Source organism: Klebsiella sp. RCJ4, assembly GCF_009025755.1.
Lineage (GTDB): Bacteria > Pseudomonadota > Gammaproteobacteria > Enterobacterales > Enterobacteriaceae > Klebsiella > Klebsiella michiganensis.
This window is the reverse complement of sequence record NZ_WCIN01000040.1, coordinates 63858-90454: the sequence shown is the minus strand read 5'-3', so window position 1 is coordinate 90454 and position 26597 is coordinate 63858. Positions and strand designations below refer to the sequence as shown.

The following is a 26597-nucleotide window of genomic DNA, read 5'->3' as shown; positions in this document are numbered from 1 at the left end:
TGTTCACCCCTGATGCGGCTTTTTCTTGGGGTACAGCTCTTTACGCTTGTAGGGCTCGATTTCACCCGGCTTGCGCGTTTTCAGCAGCTTGAGGATCCAGGTGTACTGCTCGGTATGCGGCTTCACGAACACTTCCACCTCTTCGTTCATCCGCCGGGCGATAGTGTTATCGTCCGCTTCCAGCAGATCGTCCATCGGCGGGCGCACCAGCACCGTCAGACGATGCGTTTTACCATCATAGACCGGGAACAGCGGGACGACCCGGGCGCGGCAGACTTTCATTAAACGGCCGATCGCCGGGAGCGTCGCTTTATAGGTGGCAAAGAAATCAACAAACTCGCTGTGCTCGGCGCCGTGATCCTGATCCGGCAGATAGTAGCCCCAGTATCCCTGACGCACCGACTGAATAAACGGTTTGATCCCGTCGTTGCGCGCGTGCATACGACCGCCGAAACGACGGCGCACGGTATTCCAGACGTAATCAAATACCGGATTGCCCTGATTATGGAACATCGCCGCCATTTTTTGCCCGCCGGAAGCCATCAGCATCGCCGGAATATCCACGCCCCAGGCATGGGGAACCAGAAAGATCACTTTCTCGTTGTTTCTCTGCATCTCCTCGATGATCTCTTTGCCCTGCCAGTCGACGCGAGAAAGAATCCGCTGCGGGTCGCGCAGGCCTAACTCCGCCATCATCACCATCGCCTGCGGCGCGGAGGCATACATTGCATCAATAATGGCTTCTCGTTCCTGCTCACTCTTTTCCGGGAAACAGTACAGCAGGTTAATTTGCGCCCGGCGGCGCGAACTCTTTGCCAGACGACCAACAAAACGCCCCAGTTTACCCAGGATCGGATCGCGGAAAGACGCGGGCGTCAGGGCAATTGCGCCGAAGGCAAAAACGCCGAACCACGCGCCCCAGTAGCGCGGCAGTAAAAAGGATTTTTCAAATTTTGGAATAAATTCAATATTATTTTTTTTCGTTTCCATGCCCAATCCGCAGAATTTCCGCTTAATAAAGATAATGGGTTAGTTTAGCGATACGTTGAGTAACGTACAAAAGAAAAAGCCGGCGCACAGCGTGCACCGGCTTTAACTGACGGAAGGTTAGTCAAACCGCAGCTGCGGAATCACCTGTTTTGCCTGCGCCAGATAATCGGTACGGTCGGAACCGCTGAGCCCTTCCGTACGCGGCAGTTTCGCCGTTAGCGGGTTGACCGCCTGCTGGTTGATCCACACTTCATAATGCAGATGCGGACCGGTAGAACGCCCGGTGTTGCCCGACAGCGCAATACGATCGCCGCGTTTCACCTTCTGCCCGGGTTTGACCAGCAGCTTACGCAGGTGCATATAGCGGGTGGTATAGGTGCGACCATGACGGACGGCGACGTAATAACCTGCCGCACCGCTACGTTTAGCCACCACCACTTCGCCATCCCCTACCGACAGCACCGGCGTGCCCTGCGGCATCGCAAAATCGACGCCACGATGCGGCGCGACGCGGCCGGTCACCGGGTTCAGACGACGCGGGTTAAAGTTCGAAGAGACGCGGAACTGACGTGCGGTCGGGAAGCGCAGGAACCCCTTCGCCAGGCCGGTACCGTTGCGATCGTAGAATTTGCCATCCTCAGCGCGGATCGCGTAATAGTCTTTGCCATCCGAACGCAGGCGTACGCCAAGCAGCTGGCTTTGCTCGCGCTTACCGTCGAGCATTTCACGCGACATCAGTACGGAAAACTCATCGCCTTTTTTCAGCTTACGGAAGTCCATCTGCCACTGCATGGCTTTGATCACCGCGCTAATTTCGGTGCTGGTCAGGCCGGCATCGCGAGCGCTGGCGACAAAGCTGCCGCCCACGGTACCTTTCAGTACGTTATTGACCCAGTCGCCTTTTTGCAGCTCGCTGCTCATTTTGAAACCGTTTGCAACCCGGTCATAGGTGCGGGTTTCGCGGCGCGACATCTCCCAGGTCAGGCTTTGCAGGTCACCGTCCGCCGTCAGGGTCCAGGAGAGCTGTTGGCCGATTTTCAAATTACGCAGCTCTTTATCCGCCGAGGAGAGCCGGGCGATATCGCCCATATCAATACCGTACTGATTAAGAATGCTGCTGAGCGTATCGCCGGTCGACACCACATATTCATGGCCGCCGGAATCGCTGTCCGCTTTATCATCCAGCTCGTCCTGAGGGATAGCTTCTTCTTCCTGAGGCGCCTGATCGATGGGTTCCGAAGCCTCTGGCAGCAGCGAACGAATTTCGCTTTGTTCCAGCTCGATGGTTCTGGAGATGGGAGCCGTTTCGGGATGGTGGTAGATGTAGGGTCGCCAGACGGCGACCGCTAAGGTAAGAACGCTAAGCGACCCCAGCATAACGCGGTGAGGTCGTGGCAGATTGTTAAATGCCTGAGTGACAGCGCGGGCTATCTGTTGCACGTATTCACTTCCTCGTTATTCTCCTTTCAGGCAGCTGGAATACTGATTCGCCATCTGGCTCAGGAATTGCGGGTAACTCTCTTTACCCAGCTTAATTCCGATTCCAAGTGGATCCAGGGTTCCCATGCGCACGGACGTTCCCCTGGCAACAGCTTCGATGACCGCTGGCCTGAACTGTGGCTCAGCAAAAACGCAAGTTGCTTTTTGCTCAACCAGCTGTGTTCTGATTTCGTGTAAACGCTGCGCACCAGGCTGGATTTCAGGGTTGACAGTAAAATGGCCCAGAGGGGTCAAACCGTAATGTTTTTCAAAGTAGCCGTAAGCGTCATGAAAAACGAAATATCCCTTCCCTTTCAGCGGTGCCAGCTCGGTCCCAACCTGCTTGTCGGTTGCGGCTAATTTTGCCTCAAAATCCTTCAGGTTGGCGTCAAGTTTGGCTCGACTCTGCGGCATAAGTTCCAATAATTTATCGTGGATTGCAACCGCCGAAAGGCGCGCTATCTCTGGGGAAAGCCACAGATGCATGTTATAGATGCCGTGATGGTGATCGTCGTCACTATTTTCCCCGGCGCCATGGTCGTGACCGTGATGGTCGTCGTCGTCGTCGGTGCCTTTCATGAGTAACGGTTTCACGCCGTCAAGCTCGGCAATCGTCACCTTTTTGTTCGGCGCAATGCTTTGCGTTGACTTATCCATAAACGCCTCCATCTCTGGACCAATCCAGACCACTAAGTCTGCGTTCTGTAAGCGTTTTGCATCCGATGGCCGCAGCGAATAGTCATGCTCAGAGGCCCCGTCCGGCAGCAGTACCTGCGTCTGTGTCACCCCATCCGCGATAGCGGAAGCGATAAAGCCCAGTGGCTTAAGGGAAGTGACAACCGCGGCGCTGGCCAACGGCGCATGGGCGAACAAAAAAGCGGCGCTAAGTCCAGCGCAAAGAAGCGTATTTTTATGTAACATAATGCGTCTAATCATCGTATAGAATGAGAGAGATGTGATATTATAACATTCACTGGCTTGTGCAACCTCTAATTTGATATGACAAATCTTGTAACTCTGGAAAACGTCGCGGTCGTTTATGGCCTAAGGCGCGTGCTGTCTGACATTTCGCTAACGCTAAAGCCGGGCAAAATTTTAACCTTACTGGGGCCGAACGGCGCCGGTAAATCGACCCTCGTGAGAGTGGTTCTGGGGCTGGTAGCACCCTCGGAAGGGATTATCAAACGCGACGGGCATCTGCGGATCGGCTATGTGCCGCAAAAGCTGCACCTTGATGCTACCCTGCCGCTGACCGTCAGCCGCTTTATGCTTTTACGTCCGGGAACGCACAAACGCGACATTCTGCCAGCGCTTAAGCGCGTGCAGGCCGGGCATCTGATCGACGCCCCTATGCAGAAGCTTTCCGGCGGAGAGACCCAGCGGGTACTGCTGGCACGGGCGCTGCTCAATCAGCCGCAGCTGCTGGTGCTCGACGAGCCGACGCAGGGCGTTGACGTCAACGGCCAGGTGGCGCTTTACGATCTGATTAACCAGCTGCGCCAGGAGCTTGATTGCGCCGTACTGATGGTTTCTCATGACCTGCATCTGGTGATGGCCAAAACCGACGAAGTGCTGTGCCTGAATCAGCATATTTGCTGCTCCGGCGCGCCGGAAGTGGTCTCTATGCACCCGGAATTTATCTCGATGTTCGGCCAGCGCGGCGCGGAACAGCTAGGGATCTATCGCCATCATCATAACCACCGCCACGACCTGCAGGGGCGGATTGTACTGCGTCGGGGAAATGACCGTTAATGATTGAACTACTGCTCCCCGGCTGGCTGGCCGGAATGATGCTCGCCTGTGCGGCGGGTCCGCTGGGATCGTTCGTCGTCTGGCGCCGGATGTCTTACTTCGGTGATACCCTGGCCCACGCCTCTCTGCTCGGCGTGGCTTTTGGTTTACTGCTCAACGTCAATCCGTTCTATGCGGTCATCGCGGTGACGCTGCTGCTGGCGGGCGGCCTGGTGTGGCTGGAGAAACGCCCCCACCTGGCGGTAGACACGCTACTCGGCATCATGGCGCACAGCGCGCTGTCTCTGGGCCTGGTGGTGGTCAGCCTGATGTCGAACGTGCGCGTCGATCTGATGGCCTATCTGTTCGGCGATCTGCTGGCGGTGACGCCGGAAGATTTGATCTCCATTGCGATTGGCGTGGTTATCGTGCTGGCGATCCTGCTCTGGCAATGGCGCAACCTGCTGTCGATGACCATTAGCCCGGATCTGGCGTTTGTTGATGGCGTTAAGCTTCAGCGGGTCAAGCTGCTATTGATGCTGGTGACCGCGCTGACCATCGGCGTGGCGATGAAGTTTGTCGGGGCGCTGATTATCACGTCGCTGCTGATTATTCCCGCCGCCACGGCCCGCCGCTTTGCCCGTACGCCGGAGCAAATGGCAGGAGTGGCGGTTGGCGTGGGAATGATTGCGGTGACCGGAGGATTGACCTTCTCGGCGTTCTACGACACGCCGGCGGGGCCTTCCGTGGTGCTGTGCGCCGCGCTGCTGTTTATCTTCAGCATGAGCAAGAAACCGGCGGCCTGACGCTTATGCGCCCGCGTCAGCCGCCATCAAAACTCGGCTGACGGCTATGGGCTCACGGCCGTCTGCAGACGTTGTAGCCCGGCTAAGGCCTTCACGCCGCAAGCCGGGACATCAAACCGCAATACCGCTTCAGCTATTTCCCCGGCTTGCGCTCCGCTTAGCCGGGCTACTGGCCCCTGCGGTCTGCCGTTTTATAGCCGGACAACGATTACGGCATTTCCGGCGGCGTAATGCCGAAGTGGGTCCAGGCCCGTACCGTCGCCATTCGCCCGCGCGGCGTACGCTGTAAAAAGCCCTGCTGGATCAGATACGGCTCCAGCACATCTTCAATGGTTTCCCGCTCTTCACCGATGGCCGCCGCCAGGTTATCCAGGCCGACCGGCCCGCCAAAGAATTTATCGATGACCGCCAGCAGCAGCTTACGGTCCATATAGTCAAATCCTTCGGCATCCACGTTGAGCATATCCAGCGCCTGAGCGGCAATCTCCTCAGAAATACGCCCGTCGTAGCGAACCTCGGCAAAGTCACGCACCCTGCGCAGCAGGCGGTTGGCGATTCGCGGCGTACCGCGCGCGCGGCGCGCGACCTCCAGAGCCCCCTCTTCGCTCATCTCCAGTCCCATATAGCGGGCGCTGCGGCTGACAATATGCTGCAGGTCCGGGATCTGGTAGAACTCCAGGCGCTGAACGATGCCAAAACGGTCGCGCAGCGGTGATGTCAGCGAGCCGGCGCGAGTCGTCGCGCCAATCAGGGTAAACGGCGGCAGATCGATTTTGATTGAACGCGCCGCAGGCCCTTCGCCAATCATGATATCCAGCTGATAATCTTCCATTGCCGGATACAGGACTTCTTCGACCACCGGCGACAGGCGGTGGATCTCGTCGATAAACAGAACGTCGTGGGGCTCAAGATTGGTCAGCATCGCCGCCAGATCGCCCGCCTTCTCCAGCACCGGGCCGGAGGTGGTGCGCAGGTTAACGCCCATCTCGTTAGCGACGATGTTTGCCAGGGTGGTTTTCCCGAGCCCCGGCGGGCCAAAAATCAGCAGGTGATCGAGCGCGTCGCGGCGCAGCTTCGCCGCCTGGATAAAGATCTCCATTTGCGAACGGACGTGCGGCTGGCCCACGTACTCTTGCAGTAATTTAGGGCGAATGGCGCGATCGGCCGCCTCTTCAAAACCGCTGCTGTCCGCCGATACCAGCCTGTCTGCTTCAATCATCCCTTACCTCACAACGCGGCGCGGAGCGCTTCGCGAATTAGCGTTTCACTGTTGGCATCCGGGCGTACGATTTTGCTGACCATCCGGCTGGCCTCCTGAGGTTTATAGCCCAGCGCCACCAGCGCGGCAACCGCTTCCTGTTCAGCGTCATCGTCAGACGGGCCAGCCGGCGACGTCAGGACCAGATCCGCTGCCGGAGTGAACAGATCGCCGTGTAGCCCTTTGAAGCGGTCTTTCATCTCGACAATCAGGCGTTCCGCGGTTTTCTTGCCGATACCCGGCAGCTTCACCAGCGCCGCCAGCTCCTCGCGCTCAACGGCATTGACAAACTGCTGCGCCGACATGCCGGAAAGGATCGCCAGCGCCAGCTTCGGACCGACGCCGTTGGTTTTAATCAGCTCTTTAAACAGCGTGCGCTCCTGCTTGTTATTAAAGCCATACAGCAGCTGTGCATCTTCACGGACGATAAAGTGGGTGAAAATGATCGCCTCTTTACCCACGTCCGGCAGCTCATAGAAGCAGGTCATCGGCAGATGAACCTCATAGCCTACGCCTCCCGTTTCAAGTAAAACCAGCGGGGGTTGTTTTTCGAGAATGATGCCTCTGAGTCTGCCTATCACATGGAGCTCCTGGATTAAGGGCCGAAAGTCTAATGCGGTATCATAAAAAAAGGCTGGATAGATATCCAGCCTGATTTCAGGTTATCGTAAGCGTCCGCGCGCCAGGTTCAGGCGGCTTTCGCCGATCTGAGCTGCGTTCTGGCTGACGTGGCAATGGGTGATGGCGATGGCTAAAGCATCTGCCGCATCCGCCTGCGGGTTAGCCGGCAGCTTAAGCAACGTGCGCACCATGTGCTGCACCTGGCTCTTTTCCGCGCTGCCGATGCCGACAACGGTCTGCTTTACCTGCCTGGCGGCGTACTCAAAGACCGGTAGGTCCTGATTCGTCGCCGCGACAATCGCCACGCCGCGCGCCTGGCCGAGCTTCAGCGCCGAGTCGGCGTTCTTTGCCATAAACACTTGTTCGATGGCGAAGTAGTCCGGCTGGAACTGGGTGATAATTTCCGTCACGCCCGCATAGATAAGCTTCAGGCGAGACGGTAAATCATCCACTTTCGTGCGAATACAGCCGCTGCCCAGGTAGCTCAGCTGGCGTCCAACCTGGCGGATGACGCCATAACCAGTGACGCGCGACCCCGGGTCAATGCCGAGAATAATGGCCATCACGCGCCTCCGGTTAGTGGTTTAACGGTCGGCAACATTAGAGCGTTGCGGCGACCTCATCAGAGATCTCGCCGTTATGATAAACTTCCTGCACGTCGTCGCAATCTTCCAGCATATCGATCAGACGCAGCAGTTTCGGCGCAGTTTCCGCGTCCATGTCCGCTTTGGTTGACGGGATCATCGAGACTTCAGCGGCGTCCGCTTTCAGGCCGGCGGCTTCCAGCGCATCGCGTACCGCGCCCATCTCTTCCCAGGCGGTATAAACGTCAATCGCGCCGTCGTCATAGGTCACAACGTCTTCCGCGCCCGCTTCCAGCGCCGCTTCCATGATCGCATCTTCGTCGCCTTTCTCGAAGGAGATAACGCCTTTTTTGCTGAACAGGTAGGAAACGGAACCGTCGGTCCCCAGGTTACCGCCGGTTTTGGTGAAGGCATGACGTACTTCCGCCACGGTACGGTTGCGGTTGTCGGACAGACATTCAACCATTACCGCCGTGCCGCCAGGACCGTAACCTTCATAGATGATGGTTTCCATGTTCGCATCATCATCGCCGCCGACGCCGCGCGCGATAGCGCGGTTCAGGGTGTCACGGGTCATGTTGTTGCTCAGCGCTTTGTCGATTGCCGCGCGCAGACGCGGGTTAGAGCCCGCATCGCCGCCGCCCAGACGCGCGGCGGTGACCAGCTCGCGAATAATTTTCGTAAAGATCTTACCGCGCTTGGCATCCTGTGCCGCTTTGCGGTGTTTGGTGTTGGCCCATTTACTATGACCTGCCATAAAAAACTCTCCAAAAAAAAGCGCGCCCTTTCAGGCGGCGTTAATTACAAATTCTTCAATCGCCTGCCGGTTGCTCCAGGACTTGGTCAACGTGGCGGCTTCCGCCGCGTCAACCCAGCGATAGTCCAGATGTTCCGTAAAGACAATCTGGCGTTCATGGGGGAGCGCGAGACGGAACCAAAACTCCGTATTGCGCTCAACGCCCGGCGCATAGCGATGACGTAAATGAGAAAATATCTCGAATTCTACCGTACGCTGACAATCAACCAAAGCCAGCTGCTCGCAGGCAACATCGATAGCGACCTCTTCCATAACTTCACGCGCGGCAGCCTGCGGCGCGGTTTCTCCCTCTTCCAGGCTGCCGGTAACCGACTGCCAGAACGCGGGATCGTCGCGCCGCTGCAACATCAGCACCCGCTTCGTATCTTCGGCGTAAATCACCACCAGTACGGAAACGGGGAGCTTGAATGACATCTTACTTATTCTCCAGAGACTCTTTTGCCTCTTTCGCCACCACCTGAATACCGAGTTCGCTCAGCGATGCCGGGTTAGCGAAGCTTGGCGCTTCGGTCATCAGGCAAGCGGCTGCGGTCGTTTTCGGGAAGGCGATAACGTCACGGATATTATCGGTACCGGTCAGCAGCATGGTCAAACGGTCGAGGCCAAAAGCCAGGCCCGCGTGCGGCGGGGTACCGTATTTCAGCGCGTCCAGCAGGAAGCCAAACTTCTCGCGCTGCTCCTGCTCGTTAATGCCCAGGATGCCGAACACGGTCTGCTGCATCTCACCGCTGTGAATACGCACGGAACCGCCGCCCACTTCATAGCCGTTGATGACCATATCGTAGGCGTTGGCCACCGCGTCTTCCGGCGCGGCTTTCAGCTCGGCGGCGGACATGTCTTTCGGCGAGGTGAACGGATGGTGCATCGCGGTCAGGCCGCCTTCGCCGTCGTCTTCAAACATCGGGAAGTCGATCACCCACAGCGGCGCCCATTTGTCTTCGTCGGTCAGATTCAGGTCTTTGCCCAGCTTCAGACGCAGCGCGCCCAGCGCGTCGGCGACCACTTTTTTGTTATCCGCGCCGAAGAAGATCATATCGCCATCCTGCGCGCCGGTGCGCTCAAGGATCGCTTCAACGATGTCGGCGTTGAGGAATTTAGCCACCGGGCTGTTGATGCCTTCAAGGCCTTTCGCCCGCTCGGTTACTTTAATATAGGCCAGCCCTTTCGCGCCGTAGATCTGGACAAACTTACCGTATTCGTCGATTTGCTTACGGGTCAGCGCAGCGCCGCCCGGTACGCGCAGCGCGGCAACGCGCCCTTTGGCGTCGTTAGCCGGGCCGGCGAAGACGGCGAATTCCACCGCTTTCACCAGATCGGCGACGTCCACCAGCTCCATCGGGTTACGCAGGTCTGGTTTGTCAGAACCGTAGCGGCGCTCGGCTTCGGCGAAGGTCATGATCGGGAAATCGCCCAGATCCACGCCCTTCACTTCCTGCCACAGGTTACGCACCAGCGCTTCCATGACTTCGCGCACCTGCCCGGCGGTCATGAAGGAGGTTTCCACATCGATCTGGGTAAATTCCGGCTGACGGTCGGCACGCAGGTCTTCGTCGCGGAAGCATTTAACGATCTGATAGTAGCGGTCAAAACCGGACATCATCAGCAGCTGCTTGAACAGCTGTGGAGACTGCGGCAGCGCGTAGAATTTCCCTTTATGCACGCGGGATGGGACCAGGTAGTCGCGCGCGCCTTCCGGCGTGGCTTTGGTCAGCATCGGCGTTTCGATGTCGAGGAAACCGTGGTCATCCATAAAGTGGCGCACCAGGCTGGTGATTTTCGCACGGGTCTTCAGGCGCTGCGCCATTTCCGGACGACGCAGGTCCAGATAGCGATATTTCAGACGCGCTTCTTCGGTATTGACGTGGTTGGAGTCCAGCGGCAGCGCTTCAGCGCGGTTGATAATCGTCAGATCCGATGCCAGCACTTCGATGGCGCCGGTGGCCATATCACTATTGATGTTTTTTTCGTCACGCGCGCGCACGGTACCGGTGACCTGGATGCAGAACTCATTACGCAGTTCAGAGGCCAGCTTTAATGCGTCGGCACGATCCGGATCGAAAAACACCTGTACGATGCCTTCGCGGTCACGCATATCGATAAAGATAAGGCTACCGAGATCACGACGACGGTTGACCCAACCACACAGAGTCACTTGCTGCCCTACGTGGGACAGACGAAGCTGCCCGCAATATTCTGTACGCATGAGATATCCCTTAACTTAGCCGCAGGCGGATTGTTGCCTGTCTTGCAGGCGACGAGGTCGCAGCTTTAGCTGATGTCACAACTGAATGAAAAAAGGCGGCTATTATACTGGAAATTATGGCGCACGATAAGCCCGGCGCAGCGCGCAGCGTTGCTTTGCTGCGCGCTTATTGCTTGTACTCACAAAAATTAACAAAATTTGTTACCCTCGGGCGAGATCGGCAACGGTATTGTAGCGACCTGACAACAGAAGAAGATACGGGGATATCATGTTAGAACTCAATGCAAAAAAAACCGCGCTGGTGGTTATAGACCTGCAGGAAGGCATTTTACCGTTTGCCGGCGGCCCGCATCGGGCTGACGACGTGGTTGAGCGCGCCGCGAGTCTGGCCAAAAAGTGCCGCCAGCAGGGTTCCCCGGTGGTCATGGTTCGCGTTGGCTGGTCGGCGGATTTTGCCGAAGCGCTGAAGCAGCCGATCGATGCCCAGGCAGGCGCCCATACGCTACCGGAAAACTGGTGGACCTATCCGCTGGCGCTGGAAAAACAGGAGAGCGACATCGAAGTCACCAAACGCCAGTGGGGAGCCTTTTACGGCACCGACCTGGAGCTGCAGCTTCGCCGTCGCGGTATCGATACGATTATCCTGTGCGGTATCTCAACCAATATCGGCGTCGAATCGACGGCGCGCAACGCCTGGGAGCTGGGCTTCAATCTGATTCTCGTTGAAGACGCCTGCAGCGCAGCAACGGCTGAACAGCATCAGGGCAGCATGACGCACATCTTCCCGCGTATTGCCCGCGTGCGCAGTACCGAGGAGGTACTTGCCGCGTTATGATCTATATTGGGCTTCCCCAATGGGCGCACCCGAAGTGGGTGCGCCTGGGTATCACCAGCCTTGAAGAGTATGCCCGCCATTTTAACTGCGTGGAGGGCAACACGACCCTGTACGCTTTACCAAAAGCTGAGATTGTCAGCCGCTGGTATGAACAAACCCACGATGATTTTCGCTTCTGCTTCAAGTTTCCGGCCACCATTTCGCATCAGGCATCGCTGCGCAACTGCGACGACTTAAGCCACGAGTTTTTCACCCGCCTGGCGCCGCTGTCATCGCGCATTGGCCAATACTGGCTGCAGCTGCCGGCCACGTTCGGCCCTCGGGATCTTCCCGCGCTCTGGCAGTTCCTCGACAGCCTGCCGCGCGAATTCAGCTACGGCGTTGAGGTAAGGCATCCGGAGTTTTTCGCCAAAGAGGAAGCGGAACAACAGCTCAATCGCGGGCTGCATCAGCGAAACGTCAACCGCGTGATCCTGGATAGCCGTCCGGTTCATAGCGCCGTCGCCCGCAGCCCGGCGATGCTCGATGCACAAAGAAAGAAGCCAAAAGTCCCCGTCCATGCGCTGGTGACGGCCCACCATCCGATGGTGCGTTTTATCGGCAGCGATGACATGGCGCAAAATCGTGAGCTGTTTAGCGTGTGGTTACGCACGCTGCCAAAATGGGCGCAGACAACCACGCCGTACCTGTTCCTCCATACCCCGGATATCGCCCAGGCGCCGGAACTGGTCGACACCCTGTGGAGCGATCTGCGCGCCGCCCTACCGGAAATAGGGGCGGCACCTTCAATTCCGCAGCAAACCTCTCTTTTCTGATATCCTGCTATCCTCAATTGAGCCACCGGAAGCGATAAAAGGGAGTTTTGAGTATGGTCAGCGCGCTGTATGCGGTTTTAGGTGCGTTATTGCTTATTAAGTTTTCCTGGGACGTTGTACGACTGAGGACGCAATATCGCGTTGGCTACGGCGACGGCGGTTTTAGCGAACTGCAGGTTGCTATACGCGTGCACGGGAACGCGGTGGAATATGTTCCCATTGGCCTGATTCTGCTGCTGTTTATGGAAATGAACGGCGCGCAGACCTGGATGGTCCACGTCTGCGGTATTTTACTGATCGCCGGGCGCCTGATGCACTCCTATGGCTTTCATCATCGTCTCTACCGCTGGCGTCGTTCCGGCATGAGCGCGACGTGGTGTTCGTTGTTGCTGATGGTGCTGGCGAACTTCTGGTATATGCCCTGGGAGTTGGTTTTCTCCGTCCGTTAGCGCACAATACGCCGTTTTCGATTTTTCGGGTTTAACGTTATGTCTCACCGCGATACGCTTTTTTCCGCGCCGATTGCCAGTCTCGGCGACTGGACCTTTGATGAACGGGTTGCTGAAGTCTTCCCGGATATGATCCAGCGCTCTGTTCCCGGCTATTCCAATATCATTTCCATGATCGGCATGCTGGCGGAACGTTTCGTTCAGCCGGATACCCAGGTTTACGATCTCGGCTGCTCGCTTGGCGCAGCCACGCTGTCCGTGCGCCGCAATATTGCGCATGCCGGCTGCAAAATCATCGCCGTTGATAATTCGCCGGCCATGGTCGAACGCTGCCGTCGCCATATTGACGCCTATAAGGCGCCGACGCCGGTCGAAGTGATTGAAGGCGATATTCGCCACGTCACGATAGAAAACGCCTCGATGGTGGTGCTGAACTTCACCATCCAGTTTCTCGAACCGGGCGAACGCCAGGCCATTCTTGATAAGGTCTATCAGGGGCTCAATCCGGGCGGCGCGCTGGTGCTGTCGGAAAAATTCAGCTTCGAAGATGACAACGTCGGCGAACTGCTGTTCAACATGCATCATGATTTCAAACGCGCCAACGGCTATAGCGAGCTGGAAATCAGCCAAAAGCGCAGCATGCTGGAAAACGTGATGCTCACCGATTCCGTCGAAACCCACAAAGCGCGCCTGCGCAAGGCCGGTTTCGAACATGCCGAACTGTGGTTCCAGTGCTTTAACTTCGGATCGTTAATCGCCGTAAAATCCGGGGACCAGGCATGATTGATTTCAGCAACTTTTATCAGTTGATTGCCAAAAGCCCGCTGTCGCACTGGCTGGAGACGCTGCCCGCCCAGGTGGCGGCCTGGCAGCGTGACGCGCTGCACGGGAAATACCGGGAATGGGAGCGGGCCGTCGAGTTTCTGCCCGAGTTTTCGCCCTACCGACTGGATCTGCTGCATAGCGTTACCGCGGAGAGCGAAACGCCGCTGGGCGACGGTCAGCGTCTGCGGATTGAAAACCTGCTGAAGAATCTGATGCCGTGGCGTAAAGGGCCCTGGTCGCTTTACGGCGTGAATATCGACACCGAATGGCGTTCCGACTGGAAGTGGGAACGCGTACTGCCGCACCTTTCCGACCTCACCGGACGTACCATCCTTGATGTCGGCTGCGGCAGCGGATACCACATGTGGCGGATGATTGGCGCCGGGGCTCGTCTGGCGGTGGGCATCGATCCCACCCAGCTGTTCCTTTGCCAGTTTGAAGCGGTGCGAAAACTGTTGGGCAACGATCAGCGCGCGCATCTGCTGCCGCTGGGCATTGAGCAGCTTCCGGCGCTGAACGCCTTTGATACCGTCTTTTCGATGGGCGTGCTGTACCACCGCCGCTCCCCGCTCGATCACCTGTGGCAGCTCAAAGATCAGCTGGTTCCCGGCGGCGAACTGGTGCTGGAGACGCTGGTCGTCGAGGGCGACGAAAATACCGTGCTGGTGCCGGGCGATCGCTATGCGCAGATGCGCAACGTCTACTTTATCCCTTCTGCCGCCGCGCTAAAGCAGTGGCTGGAGAAATGCGGATTTATCGATGTACGCATCGTCGACGCCTGCGTGACGTCCACCGAAGAGCAGCGCCGCACCGAGTGGATGACCACCGAGTCTCTGGCCGACTTCCTCGATCCGCAGGACAGCAGCAAAACCCGCGAAGGCTACCCTGCCCCGCTGCGCGCGGTGCTTATTGCCACCAAACCGGAAACAGAACAGTCGCTGGCGGCGAAAAAGCGGGCCGACAAGCAGCCTGGTTAACGCGTTTTCAGGATAAAAAAAGGCCCCTGTTTAATGGGCAGGGGCCTGGTACGGGCAATCATCATATTGGGCGACATGATGTGCAGCAAAAAACGGTTTATCCCCGTCATACTTCAAGTTGCATGTGCGTTGGCTTTGTTACTCGGCTCATCCATGAGCCTCGCCCTTACGGGCCGCCGGGATACGGCGTTCAAATCTGTTCCAGACAGATTTGTCGCTCACCCCAGTCACTTACTTGAGTAAGCTCCTGTGGATCCCCTGCGTCGCCGCCTTCTCGCAACTCGAATTATTTAGGGTTTTAATCTCTCTGTGCGGAAATAATCTTCTTCATTTCCGCTACCGCTTCGCCATTGACGGCGTAGCGTAAGTATTCATCTGCTTCGGCATCCGGAGACATCGACAGCCCGGGATTGCGAAAGCGCATCGGGGATGGTAACCACTGGCCTGCCGAGGAATGCACCTCTTTTACCCCTGCCTGCAAAAATAGCGGCAGGTTGGCGGCGCGGACGCCTGCACCGGCCATAATAATAGGAGTATCGCTTTGGGAAATAAGTTCCCTGATTAATGAAATTCCTTTTTCGGCTGAAGACTGCTGGCCCGAAGTCAGGATACGCTGAACGCCGAGTTCAGCCAGCTCAGCGCTGGCCTGGCGCGGGTCGGCGCACATATCAAAGGCCCGATGAAAGGTGACGGCCAGGGTTCCAGCCGCCGCCATTATTTTTTTCATTCGCGCCCTATCCACCCGACCGTCGGCGTCCAGAACGCCGATCACCATGCCGGGAAAACCGAGATCCTTCACCGCGGCCACATCATCAAGCATCGCGGCAAATTCGCCGGCGGTATAGCAAAAATCACCGCCGCGCGGGCGAATAATCGGATGAACGGGAATGGTCACCGCTTCACGCACCGATTTCAGTACCCCCAGCGAAGGCGTCAGCCCTCCCTCCTGCGGCGCGGCGCATAGCTCGATGCGATCGGCGCCCCGGCGCTGGGCCTCCAGCGCGCACTCCATGCTGTAACAACAGACTTCCAGTAAGGTCATTCTTCTCTCCGTCGATAGGGCAGGCACTACAGAATGTCACGATTTCTTCCGGCAGACGCCGCGTCGCTTCACACTGTTATCGTTCAGCGTGTTCGCTGGCGACAATTTGCTCAATCGACCACGGGTGAAATTTGATCGTCACTTTGCCATCCGTTACCGCCAGGGTCGGATTCGGTAAACGCTCACGCTCTCCTTTCGGCGCGCTGGTCTTCACAAAAATGCCCGGCTGGCCCAGCCCTTCATCGGAAAGCAGCGCCAGCGCGCGGGTATTGAGCGTTTCAGGATCGCCCGGCAGAACGATTTCAATATGCTCCCAGCCTTCATGCGGATAGCGTTTTTCGCCCGGCCACGGCAGTTCAACGATGCTAAAACGCCAGTGCGCCACGACCACCGGCTCATCCAGCCTGAACAGGCAGATGGGTCGACCGTTAATAACATTTTCCGACAGCAGAGTAGCGCATTGTTCAAAGCCGCGACGCCAGCGCTCCGCCGTAGCGTTCTGGTGACAGCGCAGGGAAATATGGTCGGCGTCATGGGGCGTAATATCGAGACCGAGCCGGTGAGCAAGCGCGTTCAGCGCCTCGGTAAAACGCGGCAGGTCCGCGGAAATATCGTTCAGTTCATCTATCTGCTGCCAGTTCGCCATCGTAAGCCTCGGTACTCGCTAAAAAGCGCTAATCTATCGCGTTTTCCGCGACCGACCAACCGGCAATCGCCGGCAGCGTCCCGCGAACGGTTATTCGTTGAGCGCGAGGCTCAGCAACCTCCGCGCGGTGCTGACGCGTGGGTGCAAATGCAGTATACTCCTGCCCTAATTTGTCCACATTCCCGCGCCGCCCCATCAGGGTGACGGCGTGTTAACGTAAGGTGTTTCGGTGAATATTCAGGCTCTTCTCTCAGAAAAAGTCAGTCAGGCCCTGATCGCGGCAGGCGCGTCTGCCGATTGCGAACCTCAGGTCCGCCAGTCAGCAAAAGTCCAGTTCGGCGACTATCAGGCCAACGGCGTGATGGCCGTTGCCAAAAAACTGGGCATGGCGCCGCGACAACTTGCAGAGCAGGTACTGTCTCATCTCGATCTGAGCGGAATTGCCAATAAGGTAGAGATCGCCGGCCCTGGCTTTATTAATATTTTCCTCGATCCGGCCTTCCTCGCGGAAAACGTCAGCAGCGCGCTGAAATCGGAACGTCTGGGCGTGGCTCAGCCGCAGGCGCAGACGGTGGTCGTCGATTACTCCGCGCCGAACGTGGCGAAAGAGATGCACGTAGGCCATCTGCGTTCCACCATTATTGGCGACGCCGCGGTGCGTACGCTGGAGTTTCTCGGCCATAAAGTGATCCGCGCTAACCACGTGGGCGACTGGGGCACCCAGTTCGGCATGCTCATCGCGTACCTGGAAAAACAGCAGCAGGAAAACGCCGGTGAAATGGCGCTGGCCGACCTCGAAGGTTTCTATCGCGAAGCGAAAAAACACTACGATGAAGACGAAGCCTTCGCCGAGCGCGCGCGCAGCTATGTCGTTAAGCTGCAGGGCGGCGACGAGTACTTCCGCGAAATGTGGCGCAAGCTGGTCGACATCACCATGTCGCAAAACCAGTTAACCTATAACCGCCTCAACGTTACCCTGACCCGCGACGACGTGATGGGTGAAAGCCTCTATAACCCGATGCTGCCGGGTATCGTTGCCGATCTGAAAGCCAAAGGTCTGGCGGTAGAAAGCGAAGGCGCGACCGTGGTGTTCCTTGATGAGTACAAAAACAAGGAAGGCGAACCGATGGGCGTTATCATCCAGAAGAAGGATGGCGGCTATCTCTACACCACCACCGATATCGCCTGCGCAAAATACCGCTACGAAAATTTGCATGCTGACCGCGTGCTTTACTACATCGACTCTCGCCAGCACCAGCACCTGATGCAGGCGTGGACCATCGTGCGTAAAGCCGGCTACGTGCCGGATTCCGTCCCGCTGGAGCACCACATGTTCGGCATGATGCTCGGCAAAGATGGCAAACCGTTTAAAACCCGCGCCGGCGGTACCGTGAAGCTCGCCGACCTGCTGGACGAAGCGCTGGAGCGCGCGCGCCGTCTGGTGGCGGAGAAAAACCCGGATATGCCCGCCGATGAGCTGGAAAAACTGGCGAACGCGGTCGGGATCGGCGCGGTGAAATATGCCGACTTGTCTAAAAACCGCACCACCGACTACATCTTTGACTGGGACAATATGCTGGCCTTTGAGGGCAATACCGCGCCTTATATGCAGTATGCCTATACCCGCGTGCTCTCCGTGTTCCGCAAGGCGGATATCGATGAAAGCGCGCTGGCGGCGGCGCCGGTGGTCATCACCGAAGAGCGCGAAGCCCAGCTGGCGGCCCGTCTGCTGCAGTTTGAAGAAACCCTGACGGTCGTCGCGCGTGAAGGCACGCCGCACGTGATGTGTTCTTACCTGTACGATCTGGCGGGTCTGTTCTCCGGCTTCTACGAGCACTGCCCGATCCTGAGCGCCGAAAGCGAAGAGACGCGCAACAGCCGCCTGAAGCTGGCGCTGCTGACGGCGAAAACGCTGAAGCTGGGTCTGGATACCCTGGGTATCGAAACCGTAGAACGGATGTAAAAACAAACCCGGCGAAAGCCGGGTTTGTTTTATAGCGCCTGATGGCGCCACGCTCATCAGACCTGCAGCATCATTGTAGCCCCGGTAAGCGTAAGCGCCACCGGGGAAATTCCGCCCTTCTCAGAAATACTTCCGCAGATACTCCGTCAGGCACAGGATCGCCATCGCCTGGCCATACGGCATCGACGTCAGCGGAATGTCGCGATAAAAATCCAGATTCGAACCCATGCCGGTACCGAACGACGTTTGCAGCAGCTCCCCTTGCGCTGAGATATTCTGCACGATGCCGCGAATCGCTTTTTCCGCAACCTCCGCATACGCCTGGCTCACGTAGCGCTTGCGCACCGCTTTGAGGATCCCATAAGCAAAACCGGCGGTCGCCGACGCTTCCAGATAGGAGCCAGGATCGTCAAGCAGCGTATGCCACAGGCCGCTATCGTCCTGACAGCGGGCCAGCGCCGCAATCTGCGCATTCAGCACCTGCACCAGATAACGCCGTACCGCGCTGTTCTCGGGTAAATCCACCAGCTCCAGGAAATCCGGAATAACGATAGTCAGCCAGCTATTGCCGCGGGCCCAGCGAGCGTGGGCGAAATTATGCCGCCCCTCGTAGCTCCAGCCGTGAAACCACAGGCCGGTCTCACGGTCCATCAGATTCTGCACGTGCAGCAGAAACTGATATACCGCCTCCTCTACGTATTGCGGACGATTAAGCAGCTTGCCGATTTTCGCCAGCGGCAGAACCGTCATCATCAGCGTGTCGTCCCACATCTGCTGATGATTCTCTTCCGCCAGGGTGATGTGCTGCATGCCGCCAGACTCAGTGCGCGGCATTTCGTTCATCGCCCACTCCGCCCAGCTATCGAGCCAGGGCAGATACGCGGGGTTGCCCGTCTCTTCGTAGCGGTAAGCCAGGGTGAGAAACGGCGCCATGGTGTTGACGTTTTTGGTGGTCGCGCCTTCGGCAAAGCGGTCGGCAAACCAGCCATCAATAATGTCGCGCATCGCCGTATCGCCGGTCTGCTGGTAATACTGATAAATACCGTACAGGCCGACGCCGTGAGTCCACTCCCAGCCGTTCCATCCTTTAGTGTCGATAACGCGTCCGTCGTCCAGCCGCAGTAAAAATTGCCCGCTTTCGTCCTTAATGTTGACCAGATTGTGCGTCACCTTCTGAATCAGCGCCTGCAGTTCATTGCGGGCGATAAAACGCTCCGGCTGGCGCAGTAGTGGGCTATGTTTGACAGGCCAAACTTTCATATCCTTAACCTCTGTTATATGTCGAATTCATGGCTGAACGCGGCTTCAGCGCTGGCGCGGCGGGTTTATTCCGATTCAGATAACCAATATTGTTGTTTCCCCACAGGGCGTCGTACGGCATCCCGGCCAGCATCTCCACCACCTCACGATCCCCGGCGCTGGCCAGTTCTGGCTGAGCGCGACCGGATTCACGCATTTTCAGCGTTTCCGCGCGCAGGACGCTGTGGGTTTGCAGATTAAGCTTAAAGCGCAGGGAAACGAGGAAACCGCAGGCCAGCACCAGTAAGGTGCCCACGCTGAGGATCAGCAGAATGGTATGGCTCACTTCATAGGGCTGCGTTTTCTGTCCGGAGACAAAGCCCGACATCTGCATGATGATCCCCACCAGCATCACCGCTCCGGCCTGGGAAGCTTTACGCGTCAGAGTCATGATCCCGGCAAAGATGCCTTCGCGGCGCTGGCCGGTGATCACTTCGTCCACGTCGGCAATATAGGTGTAGGTGTTCCACGGAACGTAGTTGATGCCGCCGCGGCCCAGGCCCGCCACCGCGGATATCAGCAGCAGCAGCGAATAGACATCGCTGAGGCCAGCGTAGTACAGCACCGCGTAAGAGAGCGAACTCAGGCCGAACAGCACCACCACCATGCGATACGATGGCGCCGGCCCGAAGCGAATACACAGCGGGATCATGGCGATAACCGCAATAAACTGGAAGATCGCCATGGTTCCGAGCAGGTTAGAAGCCATTGAGGCTTCCTGCATCAGGACAAACACCACATAGTAGGTAAAGACCGCATTGAAGACGTCCTGGGCGATATAGCCCCCCAGATACATACCCAGATGCTGACGGAAAATTTTAATGCGCAGGGTCGAACTTAACTCAATGAACAGGCGGTTAAGACTCTGCGACAGGCTCAGGTTCTGTTTCTCCTCTTCGGCGCGCAGCGCGGCCTCCGTCCACTCTTCACGCGGGCGTTCCCAGGTAAAGAACCAGACGAAGGTCAGCATCATGGCGCACAGCACCGAGAACACCAGGCTGGCATAGAAGAAAGAAACGGCGTTGTCCTTACCAAAGATAGTCAGCAGAACGCCCGGCAGGAAGGAAGCCAGAATCGCCGACATCTGCGCCATAGAAATACGCGCGCCGGAGAATTTGGTTTTCTGTTTAAAATCATCGGTCATTTCCGGTACCAGCGTTTCATACGGCACCAGAATCATGGTGTAGACAATATCAAAAAGAAGATAGGTCAGCAGGTAGTACCAGAACCCCATATCCCCTACCCACATGATGGAGTAGCTAAACACGCAGGGGATGCCGAGCAGGATGAAGAACTTACGCCTGCCAAAACGTTTCCCCAGCCAGGTTGAGCCAAAGTTATCCGTCAGAAAGCCCATCAGCGGACTGATTACCGCATCCAGAACCCTGGCGGTGGCAAAAATAAGCGTCGCCTCGATAGGGGAAAGGCCGCAAAAGGTGGTGTAGAAGTAGAGCAGCCATGCTGCTGTGAGTGCGGTCGTTCCCGCACCAAGGAAATCGCCCGATCCATAGGCAAGGTAGTTAACCAAACCGATTTTACGTGTTTTCATCGCCGTAAATCCTGTGTCTTTTTATAGAGAACTCCGAACCGCGTTTTGGCCCATTCAGCCAAAAGGGGGTTGATACATGGCTACATTAAGAACATGGGAACGGCGTTACCTTTTCATTTTTGCCAGCCAAAAGCGTTCAATGGCAAAAACACAAAGAGTCGATGAACGCGCCTCACCGATTTATAAAACAGCGTTTCTTTTAATACAAAAGATCGGACCAAAATTTGCGAGGCGACCACCAAAATGGCGCACGGCGGAGTGAAATCTGGGCGCGTTATTTCGCTGCGGATAAACCTTGCGAAAGCTAAGGAATGGGAGTAAAGACAATAGAAAAGGGTTGTTTCGCGTATCTCAAGGAGGCTTGATGCCCTACTCACATCTGCTGGTCGCCGTGGCGCCAACCCCGGAAAGCCGGGTCCTCATTCAGAAAGCCGTCTCCATCGCCCGTCCGGTCAATGCGAAGGTCAGCCTGATTACCCTGGCAACGGACCCGGAGCTGTATAACCAGTTTGCGGCGCCAATGATGGAAAATTTACGCGAAGTGATGCAGGAGGAGACGCGCGGCTTTCTGGCCGAGCTCGCCCGCCACGCCGACTACCCGATAGAGAAAATGACTATCGCCAGCGGCGGGATTGCCCACCATGTGAAGGATTTTTGCCAGCGGCACCGCGTTGACCTGGTGATTTGCGGCAACCACAACCAGAGCCTGTTTTCTCGCGCCACCTGTTCGGCGAAAGATATCGTGGGCAGCAGCGGCGTTGACGTGCTGCTGGTGTGCCTGGAAAAAGGTTAGCGCCGAAAGCGCTAACCGCGATCATCTCAGGCGAGCTTGGGGAAGGTCGCGACCTTGCGCGCTAAGTGGCTCTCCTCACTTCCTGGCTCAATCTCCTTTAGATCGGCAATAAACCGCTCCTGCCAGCGATGAATATCGTTATCTTTAATCACCGCCAGCATGGCCGAATGGCGGGCAATACGCTCGGCCAGCGGCATGGTTAACGCCTGGTCCAGCGCAGCCGCGACCTCGTCGCGATCGTAAGGATTGACGATTAAGGCCGTCGGCAGCTCGTTCGCCGCGCCGGCAAACTGCGACAGCACCAGCACGCCCGGATTTTGCGGGTCCTGCGCGGCCACATACTCTTTCGCCACCAGATTCATCCCATCGCGCAGCGGCGTAACCAGACCGACGTCCGAGTAGCGGAAGATTTTCATCAGCAGCTTGCGTTCAAAGTGCTGATTCAGGTAATAAAGCGGCGTCCAGCCCAGCTGGCCATATCGGCCATTAATGCGGCCGGCCGCGGTTTCAAGCTGATGACGAATATCCTGGTAGGCCTGAACATCGCCGCGCGACGTCGGCGCAATCTGGGTATAGCGAATCTTGCCGTGATGCTGCGGATAGTTCTCCAGCAGCGCCTCGTAGGCCAGAAAACGCTCCGGCAGCCCCTTGGAATAGTCCAGCCGCTCAACGGAAAAGATATTCTGCACGCTTTTCAGTTCGCTCTTCAGCTGCGCCAGCTTCGGCGGCAGCGGCCCTTTTGCGCTCCGCGCAATCTCTTCCGGATCGATACCGATCGGATAGACTTCGGTGTGGAAAGGTTTCCCCCAGGCCACATGCTTTTTGCCGTCGCGCGTCGTCAGGCGAGTCTGCATCGATACGCAATCGAGAAACGCCAGGCGATCGCTCTCGGTCTGGAAACCCAGTAAATCGTAATCGCACAGCTGTTCAAGCAGCTCCGCGTGCGGCGGGAGCGCGTTAAAGACTTCCGGCGTCGGGAACGGAATATGTAAAAAGAAGCCGATGCGATTATTGACCCCGCGCTGGCGCAGTTCGCTGGCCAGCGGCAGCAGGTGGTAATCGTGGATCCAGACGATATCGTCAGGTTCGATCAGCGGCAGCAGTTTATCCGCCAGCGTTGCGTTGACGCGCTGATAGCCTTCCCAGGCTTCACGCTGAAAATCGACCAGATCGAGACGATAGTGGAATGCGGGCCATAAAACGGCATTGGAAAAGCGGTTGTAATATTCGTCGTGATCCTGCTCGCTAAGGTTAAAGGAAGCCCAGGTGATATTCCCCTGCTTCACTTTTTTTAACGGCTGCTGGTCGTCACCGATTTCCCCACTCCAGCCGAACCACAGTCCTCCGGCTGCTTTTAATGCCCCCATAATCCCCACGGCAAGGCCACCGGCGCTGGCCTTTTTGTCATCCGGCGGGGCAATACGATTAGATACTACGACTAAGCGACTCATAGCCATCTCTCCTGTCGGTTAGCGCATCTGGTTGTTGCCCATGATTCGCGATGTTACTAATCCAAAGATGAACAGCGGCGACATCCGGCAGGCGCCAGTGCGCCTGGGTCTCACCGCCGCCCACTTTGACCGATACGCCACTCAGTTGATTGACGACGCTAAAACCCGCTTCATCGGTTAAGTCATCACCGACAAACACCGGCCTGCGCCCGCTGAATGGAGCTTCCTGCATAAAAGCGGCTATCGCTTCACCTTTATTCACTCCGCGCGGTTTGATCTCCACCACGCACTTACCCGGCTGTAATGCCAGAATGGGATGGCGCTGCACGACGGCCTGCGCTAGCGCCAGCACTGCGTGCTGATGCTCCGGCGCCTGTCGGTAGTGCAGAGCAAAGGCCATCCCCTTACTTTCCAGTTCGCATCCCGGCAAGTCATCCAGCGCCGCGGTCAGTTCCGCAGAGAGCGCCTTCTGGAGAGAATCCGGTAAAGAGACAATATGCGTTTTACCATTGATATCACGGCGTTCAGCCCCGTGGACACCGGCAAGCGGCAGCCGGTAAGGACGGGTAAGCTCATCCAGCTCAACCATTGAGCGCCCTGAAATCAATGCCACCGCGCCGTTGTGCTGCTGCACGAGCTGGCGCAGCGACTGCAAAACATCGGCAGGAATGACCACCTGATCGGGATGGGGTTTGATACCGGCAAGGGTACCGTCGAGGTCAAAGAAAAAAGCGCAGTTTCCGGTTAACGCAGGCGGTACATAAATCTGGTCAGCCACCCTGTTTCCTCCTTATCATGGCCAGCAACATGCTGGGTGTTAAATAATTGTAGCCATGTAAGTATAGACAGTGTGACCAGCCTCGCCATTTTTGATAGTCATTGCCAGCGCAACGAGCGCTGGCAACGGATTAGGATTAAACTGAAAAGTTGGACGAATCAAACGGCTCGTTTCGCTTTCTGTTTGTAGCGGTCGAAGATCACCGCCGCCAGTAAAATCACGCCGCGTACGACATACTGCGAGAATGGCGAGATATTGAGCAGGTTCATCGCATTCTCTACCGTTCCCAGGATCAGGATCCCGGCCACCACGTAGGAGATCTTACCGATCCCGCCTTTCAACGATACGCCCCCCAGCACGCAGGCCGAGATGACAATCAGCTCATAGCCAATTGAGGTCATCGGCTGTCCGCTGGTCATTCGTGAAGCCAGGATAATGCCTGCCGCCGCGGAAACCAGGCCGGAAAGGACGAAAATGATGATCTTGGTCCGCACTACCGGCACGCCCGCCAGACGCGCCGCTTCTTCGTTACCGCCAATCGCCAGGGTATTGCGGCCAAAGGTGGTTTTATTCAACAACAGGCCGAAGACAATCAGGCAGGCAATGGTCAGCCAGATAGGCGCTGGCAGGCCAAACCAGTTGGCGTAGCCGAGGGTAAAGAAACGCTCGTCTTCAATCCCAACCGCTTTACCGTCAGAGATGATATAGGCCAGACCGCGGACGATCTGCATGGTGGCCAGGGTGGTGATCAGGGCGTTAATCTTCAGGCGGGCAATCACAAAACCATTGACCAGGCCGCTCAGCGCGCCGAGCAGCAGACCGGCGCCGATCCCCACCCACATGCTCTCCGTCAGGTTAATCACCACCGCCGTGGTCACACCGGCACAGGCGATAACCGAGGCGACCGACAGATCGAAATCCCCCGATGCCAGGCAAAACAGCATTCCGCAGGCCACCATTCCGGACATAGAAATAGCCAGCCCCAGGCCTTTCATATTAATAAACGAGGCAAAATTAGGCACAAAAATCACGCAGCCAATAAACAGCACCGCGAAAACAACCAGCATGCCGAACTGATCCCAAATGCGGGAGAAGCTAAAAGCCGACCGGGTAGTACCTGAAGTGGTAACTGATGACATCATAGACTCCTTACTCAGGCGACCGCCTGGCTCACTTTTGGCATGGCAAGGCTCAATGCCTGCTGTTCATTCGCATGTTCATGCAGCAGCTCTCCGGCGATCTCCCCCTCGCGCATCACAACAATGCGATCGGCGACGCCGAGAACTTCCGGTAAATCGCTGGAGGCAAAGACCACCGCGACGCCCGATGCCGCTAATGCGTAGATAACGTTGTAGATTTCATGTTTAGCGCCCACGTCAATACCACGCGTTGGCTCGTCAAGCAGGATGACTTTCATCTCTTCCGACAGCCAGCGGCCGAGGATCGCCTTCTGCTGATTGCCGCCGGAGAGGTTCATAATCAGCTGCTCGGCGCCGGGCGTTTTGATATTCAGCGATTTGATATGCTGGTCGGCGTTCTGCGCTTCCCAGGCATTGTTGATAACGCAGCCGGCGAGAATATGCTTGCGGCGAGCGCTGATATTGATGTTGTCGCGCACCGAGTGGACCGGAATAATCCCCTCCGCTTTGCGGTCTTCCGGGCAGAGCATCATCCCGGCCTGAATCGCCTGAGCCGGCTTGCGAATATCAATGGCCTCCCCGTCGATATAAACCTGGCCGCCGGTTATTCTGCTGCCGCCGAATAAGCCTTTCATGAGCTCGCTGCGCCCGGCGCCAACCAGCCCAAACAGGCCGACGATTTCTCCGCTGCGCACCGAAAGGCTGACGGGCTGCCGCACGCCTGGCGCCTTCACCTGTTCAAGACGCAAACGCTCTTTGCCATATTCACGCGGCTGCCAGCCGTAGATATCGCCCAGCTCGCGCCCCACCATCGCCTGTACCAGCGCGTCGTGGTTAACCTCTTGCATATTGTCGAAGGTGCGCACGTAGCGACCATCTTTGAACACCGTAATCGCGTCGCTTAACGCGAAGATCTCTTCCATGCGGTGGGAAACGTAAATAATGACCCGTCCTTCCTGGCGCAGTTCGCGGATAACCCGAAACAAGTTTTCGATTTCCCGCGCAGACAGGGAGCTGGTCGGCTCATCAAAGGCGATAATTTTTGCGTTACGCGCCAGCGCCTTGGCGATCTCCACCATCTGCCACTGGCCGATAGAGAGATACTTGAGCGGCGTTTCCGGATCGATATCCAGCCCCAGATGCTTCAGCTGCAGGCCGGCTTCATAATTCAGCAGCGACCGGTTCACAATCCCGCCTTTATGCGGCAGCTGCCCGAGGTAGATATTTTCCGCCACGGTCATTTCCGGGATCAGATGCAGCTCCTGATAGATAATGGCCACCCCGGCGTTCAGCGCCTCGGTGGTGTGGGTAAACGTCATCTGCTGGCCGCGGATTTGCAGGCTGCCGGCGGTCGGTATGTAGTTGCCGCTGAGAATTTTCAGCAGCGTAGATTTCCCGGCGCCGTTTTCTCCCATCAGGGCGTGCACCTGTCCGGCATAGCAGCCAAAGCTAATATCGGACAGCGCTTTAACGCCCGGGAATGTCATGGTGATGCCGTGGAATGAGAGATAAGGGGTAGACTGTTGCATAACGACTCCGCTTTTCTG

27 protein-coding genes are annotated in these 26597 nt (G+C 57.1%); 10 read left to right on the top strand and 17 right to left on the bottom strand.

Translation table 11 applies throughout. The features are described 5' to 3' along the window. Positions 1-3: 3 nt before the first annotated feature. From lpxM to znuA, 3 genes are all read right to left on the bottom strand, one after another. Positions 4-990 (bottom strand): lauroyl-Kdo(2)-lipid IV(A) myristoyltransferase, encoded by a 987-nt coding sequence (gene lpxM, locus F8562_RS17600; RefSeq protein ID WP_014838828.1) that lies wholly within the window; start codon positions 988-990, stop codon positions 4-6. 117 nt (positions 991-1107) lie between these two features. Continuing rightward, on the bottom strand, positions 1108-2430 hold the full coding sequence (gene mepM, locus F8562_RS17595) for a murein DD-endopeptidase MepM (protein ID WP_014229851.1): 1323 nt from the start codon (positions 2428-2430) through the stop codon (positions 1108-1110). 15 nt (positions 2431-2445) lie between these two features. Next, positions 2446-3390, bottom strand: a complete 945-nt coding sequence (gene znuA / locus F8562_RS17590; protein WP_004852123.1) for a zinc ABC transporter substrate-binding protein ZnuA — start codon at positions 3388-3390, stop codon at positions 2446-2448. A gap of 78 nt (positions 3391-3468) precedes the next feature. Here znuA and znuC point away from each other — a divergent pair, with 78 nt between their 5' ends. Together znuC and znuB are read left to right on the top strand one after the other, a co-directional pair. Further along, positions 3469-4221, top strand: a complete 753-nt coding sequence (znuC, locus tag F8562_RS17585) for a zinc ABC transporter ATP-binding protein ZnuC (protein ID WP_014838829.1) — start codon at positions 3469-3471, stop codon at positions 4219-4221. Then, positions 4221-5006: a zinc ABC transporter permease subunit ZnuB gene (gene znuB, locus F8562_RS17580; RefSeq protein WP_014229854.1), complete on the top strand. Its 786-nt coding sequence runs from the start codon at positions 4221-4223 to the stop codon at positions 5004-5006. The genes znuC and znuB overlap by 1 nt, the downstream gene beginning before the upstream one ends. A gap of 208 nt (positions 5007-5214) precedes the next feature. Here znuB and ruvB read toward each other — a convergent pair whose 3' ends face one another. From ruvB to aspS, 6 genes are all read right to left on the bottom strand, one after another. After that, positions 5215-6225 carry a Holliday junction branch migration DNA helicase RuvB gene (ruvB, locus tag F8562_RS17575; protein WP_014838831.1) on the bottom strand — a complete coding sequence of 337 codons (1011 nt, stop codon included), beginning with the start codon at positions 6223-6225 and terminating at the stop codon, positions 5215-5217. Positions 6226-6233: 8 nt separating this feature from the next. Continuing rightward, the gene (gene ruvA, locus F8562_RS17570) at positions 6234-6845 is read right to left on the bottom strand and encodes a Holliday junction branch migration protein RuvA (RefSeq protein WP_004103390.1); all 612 of its coding nucleotides are present in this window, start codon (positions 6843-6845) and stop codon (positions 6234-6236) included. Positions 6846-6926: 81 nt separating this feature from the next. Then, entirely contained in the window at positions 6927-7448 is a 522-nt protein-coding gene (gene ruvC / locus F8562_RS17565) for a crossover junction endodeoxyribonuclease RuvC (RefSeq protein WP_014229855.1), read from the bottom strand. Between the two features lie 37 nt (positions 7449-7485). Continuing rightward, the gene (locus tag F8562_RS17560; protein WP_004122063.1) at positions 7486-8226 is read right to left on the bottom strand and encodes a YebC/PmpR family DNA-binding transcriptional regulator; all 741 of its coding nucleotides are present in this window, start codon (positions 8224-8226) and stop codon (positions 7486-7488) included. A gap of 30 nt (positions 8227-8256) precedes the next feature. Next, positions 8257-8700: a dihydroneopterin triphosphate diphosphatase gene (nudB, locus tag F8562_RS17555; protein WP_004852138.1), complete on the bottom strand. Its 444-nt coding sequence runs from the start codon at positions 8698-8700 to the stop codon at positions 8257-8259. Between the two features lies 1 nt (position 8701). Continuing rightward, positions 8702-10489: an aspartate--tRNA ligase gene (gene aspS / locus F8562_RS17550; protein WP_094909338.1), complete on the bottom strand. Its 1788-nt coding sequence runs from the start codon at positions 10487-10489 to the stop codon at positions 8702-8704. Positions 10490-10757: 268 nt separating this feature from the next. Here aspS and F8562_RS17545 point away from each other — a divergent pair, with 268 nt between their 5' ends. Genes F8562_RS17545 through cmoB form a run of 5 tightly spaced genes read left to right on the top strand, consistent with a single transcriptional unit; the run spans position 10758 to position 14390 of the window. Further along, the gene (locus F8562_RS17545) at positions 10758-11324 is read left to right on the top strand and encodes a hydrolase (RefSeq protein WP_014838834.1); all 567 of its coding nucleotides are present in this window, start codon (positions 10758-10760) and stop codon (positions 11322-11324) included. Beyond that, positions 11321-12139, top strand: a complete 819-nt coding sequence (locus tag F8562_RS17540; protein ID WP_014229856.1) for a DUF72 domain-containing protein — start codon at positions 11321-11323, stop codon at positions 12137-12139. Before F8562_RS17545 ends, F8562_RS17540 begins: the two co-directional genes overlap by 4 nt. A gap of 53 nt (positions 12140-12192) precedes the next feature. Further along, entirely contained in the window at positions 12193-12588 is a 396-nt protein-coding gene (locus tag F8562_RS17535) for an MAPEG family protein (RefSeq protein WP_004122068.1), read from the top strand. Positions 12589-12627: 39 nt separating this feature from the next. Then, entirely contained in the window at positions 12628-13371 is a 744-nt protein-coding gene (gene cmoA / locus F8562_RS17530; protein ID WP_009652021.1) for a carboxy-S-adenosyl-L-methionine synthase CmoA, read from the top strand. Continuing rightward, the gene (cmoB, locus tag F8562_RS17525) at positions 13368-14390 is read left to right on the top strand and encodes a tRNA 5-methoxyuridine(34)/uridine 5-oxyacetic acid(34) synthase CmoB (protein ID WP_004852151.1); all 1023 of its coding nucleotides are present in this window, start codon (positions 13368-13370) and stop codon (positions 14388-14390) included. The genes cmoA and cmoB overlap by 4 nt, the downstream gene beginning before the upstream one ends. Before the next feature lie 298 nt (positions 14391-14688). Here the strand turns inward: cmoB and cutC are convergent, their stop codons facing one another. Both cutC and F8562_RS17515 read right to left on the bottom strand, forming a co-directional pair. After that, a complete protein-coding gene (cutC, locus tag F8562_RS17520) occupies positions 14689-15432 on the bottom strand; it encodes a copper homeostasis protein CutC (protein ID WP_014838836.1) in 744 nt (247 codons plus the stop codon). Positions 15433-15508: 76 nt separating this feature from the next. Next, positions 15509-16078, bottom strand: a complete 570-nt coding sequence (locus F8562_RS17515; RefSeq protein WP_014838837.1) for a VOC family protein — start codon at positions 16076-16078, stop codon at positions 15509-15511. 229 nt (positions 16079-16307) lie between these two features. On the opposite strand from F8562_RS17515, the gene argS reads away from it, so the two are divergent. Further along, entirely contained in the window at positions 16308-18041 is a 1734-nt protein-coding gene (gene argS / locus F8562_RS17510; RefSeq protein ID WP_009652018.1) for an arginine--tRNA ligase, read from the top strand. A gap of 120 nt (positions 18042-18161) precedes the next feature. On the opposite strand, the gene F8562_RS17505 is transcribed toward argS, so the two are convergent. Together F8562_RS17505 and F8562_RS17500 are read right to left on the bottom strand one after the other, a co-directional pair. Further along, positions 18162-19301, bottom strand: a complete 1140-nt coding sequence (locus F8562_RS17505) for a glycoside hydrolase family 105 protein (RefSeq protein ID WP_014838839.1) — start codon at positions 19299-19301, stop codon at positions 18162-18164. A gap of 4 nt (positions 19302-19305) precedes the next feature. Then, positions 19306-20889, bottom strand: a complete 1584-nt coding sequence (locus F8562_RS17500; protein ID WP_009652039.1) for an MFS transporter — start codon at positions 20887-20889, stop codon at positions 19306-19308. Between the two features lie 76 nt (positions 20890-20965). Here F8562_RS17500 and F8562_RS29305 point away from each other — a divergent pair, with 76 nt between their 5' ends. Continuing rightward, positions 20966-21151, top strand: a complete 186-nt coding sequence (locus F8562_RS29305; RefSeq protein WP_179294848.1) for a hypothetical protein — start codon at positions 20966-20968, stop codon at positions 21149-21151. A gap of 102 nt (positions 21152-21253) precedes the next feature. Further along, positions 21254-21682 (top strand): universal stress protein UspC, encoded by a 429-nt coding sequence (uspC, locus tag F8562_RS17490; protein ID WP_004852164.1) that lies wholly within the window; start codon positions 21254-21256, stop codon positions 21680-21682. 26 nt (positions 21683-21708) lie between these two features. Here uspC and otsA read toward each other — a convergent pair whose 3' ends face one another. The 4 genes from otsA to araG all read right to left on the bottom strand — a co-directional run bounded on the left by otsA (position 21709) and on the right by araG (position 26579). Further along, positions 21709-23133 (bottom strand): alpha,alpha-trehalose-phosphate synthase, encoded by a 1425-nt coding sequence (gene otsA / locus F8562_RS17485; RefSeq protein ID WP_014229861.1) that lies wholly within the window; start codon positions 23131-23133, stop codon positions 21709-21711. Then, positions 23108-23911 carry a trehalose-phosphatase gene (gene otsB, locus F8562_RS17480; protein ID WP_014229862.1) on the bottom strand — a complete coding sequence of 268 codons (804 nt, stop codon included), beginning with the start codon at positions 23909-23911 and terminating at the stop codon, positions 23108-23110. The genes otsA and otsB overlap by 26 nt, the downstream gene beginning before the upstream one ends. 158 nt (positions 23912-24069) lie before the next feature. Further along, entirely contained in the window at positions 24070-25050 is a 981-nt protein-coding gene (gene araH, locus F8562_RS17475) for an L-arabinose ABC transporter permease AraH (protein WP_004852169.1), read from the bottom strand. Positions 25051-25064: 14 nt separating this feature from the next. Then, positions 25065-26579: an L-arabinose ABC transporter ATP-binding protein AraG gene (araG, locus tag F8562_RS17470; RefSeq protein ID WP_014229863.1), complete on the bottom strand. Its 1515-nt coding sequence runs from the start codon at positions 26577-26579 to the stop codon at positions 25065-25067. Positions 26580-26597 lie beyond the last annotated feature (18 nt).